13 protein-coding genes are annotated in these 12314 nt (G+C 42.1%); 9 read left to right on the forward strand and 4 right to left on the reverse strand.

Annotated features, from left to right (window positions below):
• Nucleotides 1-543 precede the first annotated feature (543 nt).
• Nucleotides 544-966 carry a VOC family protein gene (locus DFP81_RS02910; protein WP_115896280.1) on the forward strand — a complete coding sequence of 141 codons (423 nt, stop codon included), beginning with the start codon at nucleotides 544-546 and terminating at the stop codon, nucleotides 964-966.
• Between the two features lie 439 nt (nucleotides 967-1405).
• Here the strand turns inward: DFP81_RS02910 and DFP81_RS02915 are convergent, their stop codons facing one another.
• Entirely contained in the window at nucleotides 1406-2470 is a 1065-nt protein-coding gene (locus DFP81_RS02915; protein WP_115896281.1) for an alkene reductase, read from the reverse strand.
• Nucleotides 2471-2483: 13 nt separating this feature from the next.
• A complete protein-coding gene (locus DFP81_RS02920) occupies nucleotides 2484-2789 on the reverse strand; it encodes an ArsR/SmtB family transcription factor (protein WP_115896282.1) in 306 nt (101 codons plus the stop codon).
• A gap of 282 nt (nucleotides 2790-3071) precedes the next feature.
• Here DFP81_RS02920 and ehuB point away from each other — a divergent pair, with 282 nt between their 5' ends.
• The 8 genes from ehuB to DFP81_RS02960 all read left to right on the forward strand — a co-directional run bounded on the left by ehuB (nucleotide 3072) and on the right by DFP81_RS02960 (nucleotide 10375).
• The gene (gene ehuB, locus DFP81_RS02925; RefSeq protein WP_115896283.1) at nucleotides 3072-3920 is read left to right on the forward strand and encodes an ectoine/hydroxyectoine ABC transporter substrate-binding protein EhuB; all 849 of its coding nucleotides are present in this window, start codon (nucleotides 3072-3074) and stop codon (nucleotides 3918-3920) included.
• Nucleotides 3921-3931: 11 nt separating this feature from the next.
• Complete coding sequence (ehuC, locus tag DFP81_RS02930) at nucleotides 3932-4591, forward strand: ectoine/hydroxyectoine ABC transporter permease subunit EhuC (RefSeq protein WP_115896284.1); 660 nt, start codon at nucleotides 3932-3934, stop codon at nucleotides 4589-4591.
• The gene (ehuD, locus tag DFP81_RS02935; RefSeq protein ID WP_115896285.1) at nucleotides 4591-5268 is read left to right on the forward strand and encodes an ectoine/hydroxyectoine ABC transporter permease subunit EhuD; all 678 of its coding nucleotides are present in this window, start codon (nucleotides 4591-4593) and stop codon (nucleotides 5266-5268) included. The genes ehuC and ehuD overlap by 1 nt, the downstream gene beginning before the upstream one ends.
• Nucleotides 5265-6038 (forward strand): ectoine/hydroxyectoine ABC transporter ATP-binding protein EhuA, encoded by a 774-nt coding sequence (ehuA, locus tag DFP81_RS02940; protein WP_115896286.1) that lies wholly within the window; start codon nucleotides 5265-5267, stop codon nucleotides 6036-6038. Before ehuD ends, ehuA begins: the two co-directional genes overlap by 4 nt.
• A 158-nt stretch (nucleotides 6039-6196) precedes the next feature.
• Nucleotides 6197-7369, forward strand: a complete 1173-nt coding sequence (locus DFP81_RS02945) for a benzoate/H(+) symporter BenE family transporter (protein ID WP_115896287.1) — start codon at nucleotides 6197-6199, stop codon at nucleotides 7367-7369.
• Nucleotides 7370-7384: 15 nt separating this feature from the next.
• Nucleotides 7385-8005 carry a GntR family transcriptional regulator gene (locus DFP81_RS02950; protein ID WP_115896288.1) on the forward strand — a complete coding sequence of 207 codons (621 nt, stop codon included), beginning with the start codon at nucleotides 7385-7387 and terminating at the stop codon, nucleotides 8003-8005.
• A 10-nt stretch (nucleotides 8006-8015) separates the two neighbouring features.
• Complete coding sequence (locus DFP81_RS02955) at nucleotides 8016-9689, forward strand: tetratricopeptide repeat-containing response regulator (RefSeq protein ID WP_115896289.1); 1674 nt, start codon at nucleotides 8016-8018, stop codon at nucleotides 9687-9689.
• Complete coding sequence (locus DFP81_RS02960; protein WP_115896290.1) at nucleotides 9686-10375, forward strand: sensor histidine kinase; 690 nt, start codon at nucleotides 9686-9688, stop codon at nucleotides 10373-10375. The genes DFP81_RS02955 and DFP81_RS02960 overlap by 4 nt, the downstream gene beginning before the upstream one ends.
• A 68-nt stretch (nucleotides 10376-10443) precedes the next feature.
• Here the strand turns inward: DFP81_RS02960 and DFP81_RS02965 are convergent, their stop codons facing one another.
• Together DFP81_RS02965 and DFP81_RS02970 are read right to left on the reverse strand one after the other, a co-directional pair.
• Nucleotides 10444-11097 (reverse strand): sensor histidine kinase, encoded by a 654-nt coding sequence (locus DFP81_RS02965; RefSeq protein ID WP_115896291.1) that lies wholly within the window; start codon nucleotides 11095-11097, stop codon nucleotides 10444-10446.
• Nucleotides 11098-11099: 2 nt separating this feature from the next.
• Nucleotides 11100-12311: a response regulator gene (locus DFP81_RS02970; RefSeq protein ID WP_115896292.1), complete on the reverse strand. Its 1212-nt coding sequence runs from the start codon at nucleotides 12309-12311 to the stop codon at nucleotides 11100-11102.
• Between the last annotated feature and the right edge of the window lie 3 nt (nucleotides 12312-12314).

Below are 12314 nucleotides of genomic sequence, written 5' to 3' on the forward strand. Positions count from 1 at the left end.
TGTGCATGGCCACGGAATTTGAAGCCAGAACGGGCAGGGTAATTGGGCAAATAGCCTCCCTTGATCAGTATTATGACGCTCACCAACGAAAGCGGCACAGCAATCGTAATCAGCGGCTCGGCTGAATCCAATAGCAATCTGAATGTCATCTATCAGCATTAAGCTGAGAATTTCTTACGTGTAAAAATTCCTTTTGAAGAAGCCAGAACCACAGACGCCTCTCATTACGCCTTAAAACGCCCATATTGTGTTTTAACTTCCTGCTGTATGAACAAAAAAAGCTGAGTTTCTATAGAGCTATCAGCTAGTGCCTGTCTAGTTAAAGAGGGGATATATGCCTGTCTATTTAAAGAGTGTGGTTATAGAGGAGATATGTGCCTGTCCATTTAAAAAGAGGTGCCTGTCCTATTAGGTGCTTTAGGTGCTATTAGGTGGGGGGCGGTGTTGACTGATTCAAATTGGGTTTTGTGGTTGTGTGCTTCATGGTTAAATTGGGCGTTATAGCGCCGACTTACACTAGCATTTATTTCGAGGGTAGATGAGTTGAAACAATCGATAGTACATATTGCCATAGTCGTTAAAGATTATGATGAGGCAATTGATTTTTATGTAAACAAACTTAAATTTGAGCTTGTTGAGGATACATACCAATCAGAACAAGATAAACGTTGGGTTGTCGTTTCGCCACCTGGCTCTAATGGCGTAACACTTTTATTGGCTCGTGCATCTAAGCCTGAGCAGAATGACTTTGTGGGAAATCAAACTGGCGGTCGAGTATTCTTATTTTTAAATACTGATGATTTTTGGCGTGATTATAAACGTATGGTATCTGAGGGTATAAAGTTTATTAGAGAGCCTAAAGAACAGGATTACGGCACAGTAGCTGTGTTTGAAGACCTCTACGGTAACTTATGGGATTTACTTCAATTAAAGCCCAATCACCCGTTGTCATTTAGAGCGTCATAACACCTACTATCACTCAGCAACGCTATTCGCTTCACTGGCTATTTTCTGTAAACAATTATTCTCTTAAAAGGAATGTTTAAACTGTAAAATTATCTTTAAAAAGAACATCTCGGTGTTCTTGTTAATAGGTTGTTATCTAACCATCATGAGTGACTAAAGATGAGCGTGTTAACTTCTTTCATGCAAAGAAGCCAACCTAGATTAGCTCTACTAAAGTAAACCTCTTCCTTTTAATTTTATGCAACAGCTTAACCCAGTTATCTTTTAAAGTAGAGCTAGTTTGATGCTTTGTATGACAATGATAATGGGGGCGTTAGCCTGTGTTCTATGGGGTATGTTAGTACAAGAGAAAGGCAATAACACCAGATCAATAAGACACCTTATGTGGCTAGGTGCCTTAATGCTCTGGTATTTCTATTCAACTTGCTATGTATCTGTATTAAGCCGTTTCTGTTTCTAAAAACGGATAATCAGTGTAGCCAACTGGGCCCGAACCATACATGGTGTTGGTGTCTAGCTCATTGAGTTCAGTATCTTGTTCAAGTCGTGTGACAAGGTCAGGATTAGCTATGTAGGCTTTACCAAAGGCAACCGCATCAATGGTGTTACTTTTGATTAGTCCTTCTGCTTGTGCTTTTGTTAACGCTTCATTACCTATGACAACGCCGCCAAATTGTTCTTTGATTTGGGCTGTCAAACCAGGCTCATTAAAATGCTCTCTGGTGAAAATGAAAGCGATATTTCTTTGGGCTAGAGCTTTGGCAACATAGCCAAATGTTTCTCTTGGGTTGTTATCGCCCATATCATGAGCATCACAACGAGGTGATAAGTGAACCCCAACACGACCCGCGCCCCATATATCTATGGCCGCATCAGTGGCTTCAAGTAGAAATCTAGCTCTATTTTCAATGTTTCCGCCATACTCATCATCACGTTGATTGGTGGATGATTGCAGAAATTGGTCAGGTAAATAGCCATTTGCGCCATGGATTTCCACGCCATCAAAGCCTGCTTTTTTAGCGTTTTCAGCAGCAACTCGATAGGCTTTAATGATTTCTTTGATCTCTTCGTTTGCGAGCGCTCTAGGCTGTTCAAATGCTTTTATAGGGCGAATTAAGCTAACGTGTCCTTCGGCGGCGATAGCGCTGGGAGCAACAGGTTTCGCCCCATTCAAATAGGTTGGGTCGGAAATTCGGCCTACATGCCATAGTTGTAAAACGATTTTTCCGCCTTTACTGTGGACCGCATGAGTGATTTTCTTCCAGCCTTCAACTTGCTCATCAGACCAAATACCTGGTGTATTTGGATAGCCTACTCCCATAGGTTCAATTGAAGTGGCTTCGGTTATGATTAAGCCAGCAGAAGCACGTTGAGTATAGTACTCAACCATTAAATCATTGGGAACTCGGCCCTCGCTCGCCCGACAGCGTGTCAGAGGGGACATTATGATGCGATTTTTGAGCTCTATTTCACCTACCGTCATGGTTTCGAATAGCTGAGACATGTTTACTCCAAAATTATAAAGTTTGTTTCAAATAGTCTGCAAACGCTTCAATGCACTGTTCATTGCGTTGATAGTAAACCCATTGTCCTTGGCGTTTAGAAGTCACCAGCCCAGCACGTTGAAGATTGGCTAAATGAGAAGAAACCGTCGATTGAGATAGTCCTGCTTTTTCGAAAATTTGCCCAACACAAACGCCATATTGATAATTGCTGCATTGCTCTGGAAATTCTATTTCCGGAGATTTAAGCCACGCTAAAATATCACGACGCGCTGGGTTGGAAAGCGCTTTAATGATGCTATCTAAATCGTTCTGAGTCATTTCTTTAACCTAAGCAGATGATGTTAAAGTATATCGAAATATCTCGATATGCAAATCTAACCATGAGTTTACACAATCTTATCTTATAGTGCTGTTAGGCCTTCATTATACCGTGGCAATTAAGATTGGACATAAGCGGAGAAGAAATCCTTTAACGGAAAAGTTAACAGCTAAAAACATTACAAGACTAAACAATTCTTGAATACTTCTTGAAATTTATTTAGTGTAGTAAGGGTTGATCTACTTATAAATATTAATAACCACAATGGATGAGGTCTTTTTATGCATTTTTTAGCGAGGAGATATGTTATATCTCTAATTAGTTTTGTTGGTGTTTTACTGTCTTTTTCTGTGTCAGCGAGCACTTTAGATGAGATCAAAAGTAATAATAGTGTGACGATAGGTGTAGCGAATGAGGTGCCTTATGGCTATACCACGTCCGATGGAAAGCCAGCAGGCGAGGCACCAAGTATTGCGGTTCATGTGCTTCATCAGTTGGATGTCAAAAATATAAAGGTTGTTGTTACTGAATTTGGTTCTTTGATTCCTGGGCTGCGTGCAGGCCGATTTGATGTGATTGCAGCAGGCATGTATGTGACGCCGAAGCGTTGCAAGCAAGTCCTGTTTTCTAATCCTACTTATAGTATCGGCGAAGGGTTCATTGTCAAAAATGGCAATCCAAAAAAGCTTCATGGTTACGAGGATATAAAAACTAAGTCAGTGAAGTTAGGCGTTATGTCTGGCGCAGTTGAGTATGGCTATGCAAGAGACTTTGGTATTGAGATGGGTAAAATTGTCACCTTGCCAGATTACCCATCCGGTGTGGCAGCATTAAAAGCTGGCCGTATTGATGCGCTAGCAGGTACGAGTTTAACCATGGCGACTTTGGCCAATAAAGACCAAAAAGTTGAATTAGCTCAGCCTTTTGATGACCTAGTGATAAAGGGAAATTCTGTTAAGGGCTATGGCGCTTTTGGTTTCCGTCCTGGTGATGAGCCATTGCGTGATGCCTTCAATAATGAGCTGTCATCTTTTATTGGCAGCGAGGAGCACTTAGCCTTAGTAAAACCCTACGGATTTGGTAAGCACACCTTGCCAGGTGAAGTTACCACTGCTGCGCTTTGCCAGTAGGGAGTCAGATAATGGAATTTGGAGAAATTGTCTCCGTATTACTCCAAGGTGCTATTGTTACGATTAAGATCGTAGCAATGGCTTTACCGCTTGCCGCTTTTATGGCCTTTACCTTTGGGCTGGTTCGCCTATACGCTCCGGCCCCTTTTAAGCAGCTGTCTATTCTATATATTGAGTTTTTTCGCGGTACTTCTGCGTTAATCCAGCTTTATTGGATCTACTTTGTGCTGCCTTTTTTTGGTTTATCAATCGATGCCATGACAGCCGGTGTTATCGCTTTAGGTCTTAATATAGGAGCCTATGGAACGGAAGTAGTGCGTGGCGCTATTCAAGCGGTTCCCAAAGGGCAGTATGAAGCATCGGTGGCACTGAACTTTACGTCTAGCCAGCGTTTATTGCGCATTATTCTGCCGCAAGCTTTGGTTAATATGATCCCTCCCTTTGGCAATCTGGCCATTGAGTTGGTTAAGGCCACTTCGCTCGTCTCTCTGATTACAATCGCAGATTTAACTTTTAAGGCCAAATCATTAGCTGACATGACATTGCAAGTGGGTGAGATTTTTGTTGTTGTGTTGGTGCTATATTTCGCTATGGCCCAGTGTCTATCCTTATTTTTTCGTTACCTTGAAAAGCGTCTAAGCCGAGGTTTAGGTCGCGGAGGGATGAACTGATGATTGAACTTAACTGGGATTGGACTTTTGTTTGGCAAGTCTTGCCAATGATTCTATCAGCGGCCAAGGTCACACTTTTAGCAACCTTCTTAGGCAGTTTGTTGGCAATTTGTGTGGGCTTGATTTTTGCGTTATTAAGGCGTGGTTCGAGTAAGACAGTACGAGTGACTGTGTATTGGTTGATGGAGTTTATTCGCAGTACACCACTGTTAGTGCAGATCTTTTTCTTATATTACGTCATGCCAGAGTTTGGTTTAAGCATGTCACCTCTTATGACAGGTGTTATTGCCCTTGGTGTTCATTATGGTGCGTATTTATCTGAAGTGTTTCGCAGTGGTATAGAAGGGGTTGATAAGGGGCAATGGGAAGCTTCTAGAGCTCTGAATTTAACCTCATTTGATACTTACAAAGACATCATTTTGCCGCAAGCAATACGTCCAATGATACCTGCGACGGGCAATTACATTATTGCCATGTTCAAAGAAACCCCTCAGTTATCCGCGATTACTTTGCTAGAAATGTTACAAGTGGCAAAAATCATCGGTTCAGAAAATTTCCGTTACTTAGAGCCTTTTACGTTAGTTGGAATTCTGTATCTCGTTTTCAGTGTATTGGCAGCTTACGGTATTCATCAGATAGAAAAACGTTTTCCAAAAGAAGGATTTAGTTTGAAATGAGTCAGCCAATTATTGAGTTTAAGAATGTACAGAAGCGATTTGGTGATACTACTATTTTTGATGACTTTAGTTTTAAAGTAGAAGAAAACGAGATCGTTTCTATTATTGGGCCGAGTGGTTCAGGGAAGAGTACCTTGTTAAGAATATTGATGACCTTAGAGGGCATCGATGGCGGCTATATTAATGTGGCAGGTGAATCCCTCTGGCATATGCTGTGGAATGATAGGTATGTGCCTGCGTCTAATAAACATTTGCATAAAATGCGCGAGCAGCTAGGAATGGTATTCCAGCATTTTAATCTGTTTCCCCATATGACAGTGAAGCGAAATATCACGGAAGCGCCGATGCGTGTTAAGGGGTTATCTCGACAGGATGCAGAAGAGTCAGCAGAAGCGTTATTAGAATTGGTTGGCTTGGCAGATAAGGCTGAGAGTTATCCTAATGACTTATCTGGCGGTCAAAAGCAGCGTGTTGGGATTGCAAGAGCCTTAGCCATGCGTCCTGCTATTTTATTATTAGACGAAATTACGTCGGCGTTGGATCCTGAGTTGGTGGATGAAGTGCTGGACGTCATTAGAAATCTAGCAAAAGAGCAGAGTTTTACTATGTTGCTGGTGACCCATGAGATGTATTTTGCTCGTGAGATTAGTGACCGAGTATGTTTCTTTGATAAGGGTAAAATTGTTGAAGAAGGTGTCCCTGAAGATATCTTTAGTGCCCCGCGAGAAGAACGAACGCAAGCGTTCTTGAATGCTTATCTAGGGCAATAACCGATCTAAAAGAACGGCATTACACAAAAAAAACCGCTTTCATGGGGGCATGGAAGCGGTTTTTTTTTGTTTATATCGAAGTAATAATGAAAAATGTATACAAAAAATATAATTTACAATTATAGTTAGCTTTCTTTAAGCCTATTATGGAGAGAAAGGTGTTGTCTATATTAAAAGATTTTAGTCTTAGTGCCGTGGTCGCAGGCTTTGTGGCGGTGCTGATTGGCTTTGCCAGTTCTGTGGCCATTGTGTTTCAAGCAGCTCAAGCCTCAGGGGCGGATTCTAATGTGATTGTCTCTTGGATTATGGCGTTAGGGCTTGGCATGGGGGCAAGCTGTTTCTTTCTTTCCTTATGGTATAAAGCCCCAGTCATTACGGCTTGGTCAACGCCAGGCGCTGCACTTTTGGCTACCAGCCTAGGGCAAATTTCTTATGCAGAATCAATTGGTGTGTTTATTTTTGCAGGGGCTTTGGCGCTATTAACCGGAGTGACTGGCCTGTTTGATAAATTAATGCGCTTAGTGCCGTTACCTATCGCTTGTGCCATGTTAGCTGGAGTGCTGTTTAAATTCGGCTTGGGTATTTTTGAGTCGTTAAAAACGGATACGTTTTTAGTGGCGGCTATGCTCGTTACTTATCTGGTGGTGAAGTATTTCTTACCGCGTTACGTGATCTTAATTGTTTTGTTGGTGGGAATCCTGCTATCAGTGATGCGTTCAGATGATGCTATGTTAAGTCAAATTCCCTTGTCTATTGGGCATTTTGTTTGGGTTTCGCCTGAATGGAATATTAGCGCCTTGATTGGCATAGGTATTCCGTTGTTTATTGTCACCATGACAGCGCAAAATATTCCTGGCGTTGCCGTAATGCGCAGTAGTCAATACCAGGTCCCCGTATCACCTTTGATCAGCTGGACTGGAATAGCATCGGTCATTTTAGCGCCATTAGGTGGTTTTGCATTTAATCTGGCTGCCATTACAGCGGCTATTTGTTCGGGGAATGAATGTCATCGGGATCCTAAACGCCGCTATATAGCAGGATTATCAGCAGGCGTTTTTTACTTATTAGCAGGCTTGGCAGGCACCTCGGTGGTAGCATTGTTCTCTGTTTTTCCGCACACCATGATAGCGGCTTTAGCCGGCATCGCCTTATTGGCGACCATCGGGGTAAATCTAAAGAGTGCGGTGTCCGATGATCAATACCGAGAAGCCGCTTTGGTGACTTTTTTAGTTACTGTTTCAGGCGTTTCTTTTGCCGGTATTGCATCTGCTTTTTGGGGAATTGTCATAGGCAGTGCTTTTTTACTGGCAGCTAAAGTGGCAAAAAAGTGACGTGAGGCGAAACGGATGCAGCTCTATCAAAAGATAAAAGATGACATATTGAATAACCGTTTGCCTGTTGGCCGTCCTTTGAGGCAAGTAGAATTATCTGAACGATATCAGGTAAGCCGTATCCCTGTTCGCGACGCCCTGCAGAAGTTAAAAGCAGAAGGCTGGCTGGTATCTCATGGCAAAGCAGGGCATATTATTCCTGATTTGAATTGGCAAGAGGCAGAGGACCTTTGTCTAATGCGAGCAGATTTGGAGCCGCGGCTGTTATCTTATGCCTTTGACTCGATAACGGCAGAAGACGTGAAGCAGGCGCGAGCAGCGCTAGCGTTGTTAGATAAGTCGGGTCTAAGCTTGCTGGAGAAGGGGGAGTTAAATTGGGCCTTCCATAAAGTGTTGTATTTTCCAGCTAATAGGCCAACTTTATATAAAGTGGTGCGTTCGCTGAATCAGCAAGCAAGCCGCTATTTGGGTTTTCAGTATGGTCCGATGAACTATCAAGATCACAGCCAACAGGAGCATTTTGAGTTGCTGAATCTGATAGAGTCGGGAGAAAAATCGACGGCATTATTATTGCTTAGTCAACATATTAAAGACGCGGGTCAGTTGTTAGTGGCTCACCTTAAATCAACAAATTGAATGTGAGTATATGGTAGACATCAATACGCGAATACGATCAGGTCCAACGAAAAGTTCTCATTCTTACGCAGAGTATTCGGCGCTGGTTGCCGATGAATTTGAAAATTCTCGCCAGTCGATTCGGCAAATGCTCGTTGCACTGGGCTTTTCATTAGTCGATCAAACCTCCACCGGGAAAGGGGTAGTTGAAGCCTGTTATGCCAGAAAATACGATTTAGTACTGTGTGATTTTAGACTTGGACATGGAAAAAATGGCCAGCAAGTATTGGAAGAATTACGTCAGTTAAAGCTTTTAAAAAGTGATGCGATTTTTATTGTGGTTTCAGCCGAGACAAGTCGTGATGTGGTATTTGGTATTATGGAATCCCATCCCGACGATTACCTAAGTAAGCCTTTTACACAGGGCGTATTGAGTAAAAGGCTAGAACGCCTATTTGCACAAAATAATGCCTTGGTGGACATGAAAGAGGCACAAGCCAAGCAAGATTTTAGCCGTTTGCAGGGGTTATGTGAGCACCACATAGCTAGTCAAGGGCGCTATTCGGTTTGGTGTAAAAAAGCGTTGGTTGACACTTTTCTAGCCACTCAGTCTTGGTCGGAATTGACTCGCTTATGTGAACAAGAGCTACAAGAGCGAGACATTGAATGGGCCATGTTAGGCATGGCAAAAATGCATCTCTTACAGGAAGAGTGGGACCTGGCTATTCAAAGTTTAGAGTCAATATTGAAAAGTTTCCCGCAAAGCGTTGAAAGTTATGATTTGCTAGCGTCTTGTTTGCAAAAAAAAGGGCGCTACCATAAGGCGCAGCAAGTGCTTGAGGAGGGGATAAAACTGTCTCCTTTGGTGGCTTCTAGACAGCAAAATATGGTTAACCTAAGTCGTGAAAACGGCGACATTCAAAGTGCGGTTAAAGCCGGTCAGCAAGCGTTAAAGTTGACGATGAATACGATCAATGAATCCCCTGAGGAATACTTTCAAGTGGTCGATTTATTGGCTGACGCTGCGGTTGATTTGGAGGGGCGAGATCGCAAAAAAATGACGGATGATGCCTTGCTTGCCTTAAGTAAAGTGTCTAAAAAATATTCTGATCTGCATGAAGTACGAGTGAAAAAAGCACTTTCTGAGAGCCGCTTATACAGTGCACAAGGGCATAACAAGCATGCTCAAGCGAGTCTCTCAACCGCGCAGGCTTTATTAAAAGAGTCGCCAGAGCTTAAGACCCCAGATATCGTCATTGAGTTAGGTAAAACGTTGTTTTTAGCGGGTCAAAAAGGGGAAGCTATTCAGCTGTGGCAGTCCGACAATCTTCTCTCAGATATGAGCGCTGAACAAGAGCAGGCCATTTTTGACTTTATTGATGAGCCAATTCCAATGGGGGCTCGGGCGAGAGCGAAGTCACTTAATTCTCAAGGGCTCAATTTTTATGCGAAAAAAGATTACGACGAAGCAATTAGAGTGTTTGAAGCTGCATTAGAGATCTCGCCTAATCAACCAGGATTGAATTTGAATCTTGCCCAAACTGCCATTAAAAAGATGGCAACTTCACCCAATAAACGCGCCATGTTAGCGAAATGCCAAGAGGCTTTTGCAAGAATCAGTCATGTTAAAGAAAATCATAAACAATTTTCACGACTGCAGGCCCTTAAAAACTATGTCGCTAAATACCATCAGGATTCAGTATGAGCAGTTTTATGAAAAACGACTTTCATCATGTAATGATCGCCTCTATGAATGATATGAAACAATCGGTGAATTTATTACAGCATACTTTAGAGAAAATTCCGCTCGGCGACACCGAGAAAAGTGAGGAAGAGAGTGATTTAACTTCGATTCATTATGAAGTAAGTCGCATGCAGAACAGCATTGGGCAACTTCATAATTTGTATCTATTGGAAAAAAACCAATTATCTTTTCAGCTGACTGATGCATATTTACTGGAGTTAATAGAAGAGCAGGTAATCGCTCATGACGTTTTATGCCGTCGAGTGGGTGTCACCATTAACTTGGTTGCGAAGCATGATATAAGCAGTTATTTGGATGTGAACTTGCTCAGCCATGTGTTAGACATTGCGATTGTGAATGCCATTCGCTATAGCAAAGATACGGTGCAAATTGACCTACAGAAAACGCAACAGGGCACCTCAATTATTATTGATGACAATGGCAGGGGGTATCCAGAAGAACGGTTAGAACATTTCTCTGAGATCATCAAGGGCCAAGGTTTTTCTGGCTTAACCAATCAGATGTTGGCTTGGTATTACTGTTATTTAGTGGCCAGTATGCATAAAAGCCGTGAACAACAAGGTTGGGTTCGTTTGAGTAATGAATCTGCCTTAGGTGGCAGTCGGTTTGAAATCTTCTTACCCTGATTAAGTGCTTGCCCTTGAATCACAAGTGAAGCGCTAACGAGAGGGCTTCACTTGTGTTTTTCTGACTGTTATTGCGGTAGGTAAATAGCAAGCTTAGCACCACCTAAGACAGTGGATTCTTGTTTTTCTATATAACCTTCCTCATCATGGCACACATGAGCATTTGCGGACAGTTGAGCAAAGTACAAACCTAATCCTGTATTGGACTCTGGGCTGTCTTCTTCTTGTGCGGTGTTAAAGCCTTGGCCATCATCTTCAATGCTGATGACCAAAAAGTTCTCTTCTTTGGTTGCATGAATTTGAATTTTAGATCTTGCAAAGCGTAACGCATTATAGACTGCGGTGCCCACCACGGCGGTCATAAGGCGCTCATCAAATGTGCCAGTTAATTGGCTATCGCAATGGTAGCTTAGCTCTAGTTTTTTCGCATTAGCAGAGGTTAGCAGTGCAAATACTTGGTCGTCTAAAAATTCATCGAGTAAAAACGTATCAACATGAAGCTCATAACCATTTGACGCCAAGCGATATAAATAAAGGTATTCTACCCATTCGTCGTTGAGTTTTTTGAGGGATTCTTCAATGACGGTTATTTTTGCTTCGTTAAGATTGTTTTTAGGCAGGGTTTCCTTTACGCCTTGTAACTGATACAAAAGGGTGCCGACTTGATTCTTGCTTTCATGGATGGCGCTGGCAAGAATCGTACTGATGTCCATTTTTTTCATGATTAGTTCTCAAGCGCGAGTTTATATTGTTTGTTTTGTTGATTGGTTGGCGCTAATGCAATGCCAGACTCAACGTCACGAACCCATAATGCAAGTGTGTTTTTAGCATTATTTGTATCTTCTATGTTCAGGTAAATGTCTGTTTCGTAAGAATAGGTTTGTGCTCTTACCGCTGGATCGTCAAAGAATAATTGATGGATTTTTTTCAGGGTGGACTGGAAGGTTTCTTTTTGGCGAGACGAAAGAGGGTTCTGCTCTGATAATTTAACGAATGTAGAGAGGTGCTTAAGGTAAATCTCCGCATTGTTGTAGCATGAGTGTTTGGCAAGTGACACCGCGCGACGAAAAGCCAGCTCAGAAGTTTCATAGTCTTCGATAGTTGAGCTCAGTTTCCCTAGCTCCATTTGGCGTAATAGATTTTTTGGTGAGCGTTCAATTGCCTCGACCAAAATAGCTTGAGCAGCTACATGATCTTGTTGTGCTATTTTAATTTTGGCGAGCCAATCATAAGCGCTAACAAAAAAGCGATTATCTATCATTAATTGTCGGAACTTACTTTCTGATTGTTCTAATTGATTAAGATAAAAACAGGCTCGCGCTTCACCAAATACCGCCCATGGCATTTTTCTATTTTTCAAAACATTAGAGAATATCGCTTTGGCTTGTGCATATTCCTGCATTTCTAGGTAGCATTCGCCAATGGTTCGTAGGCACTTACCTTCTAACGAAGGGTGGGCTTCCATTACCAAATATGCTTCTTCTATGGCTTTGGCAAAGTCTTTTTCATCAAGTGCTAAGTTAACTTGTTTCAACTTCGCTTTCATTTCTAACAACTTGGATAATCTACGTTGTAACAATGCTTGTGAGAAAGGTTTGGTGATATAGCCATCCGGTTGGAATTCGATGGCCCCCATCACCATTTCAATAGATGTTTCTGCTGTGACCATCAAATAGGTTGCTGTGTTTGGAATGAGTTCAGAGTGGCGGACTTCTTCAAGTAGCTGTTGGCCGTCTTTGCCATTACCTAGATTATAGTCTGACAGAATAAGATCAAAAGATTGAGTCTTAAGTAGATCTATTGCTGTCTCTGCTTTCATAGCGATGTCAACGGACTGGAAGCCGAAATCGGTTAGCATTTTTTTTTGCATTATTCTGGCTTCTGCCATGTCTTCTATGAGCAGGGCCTTATGGCTAGAGAAATCAGTCTGTCCCATGTA

Origin of the sequence: Marinomonas pollencensis (assembly GCF_003387375.1) — a bacterium.
Classification (GTDB): Bacteria; Pseudomonadota; Gammaproteobacteria; order Pseudomonadales; family Marinomonadaceae; genus Marinomonas; species Marinomonas pollencensis.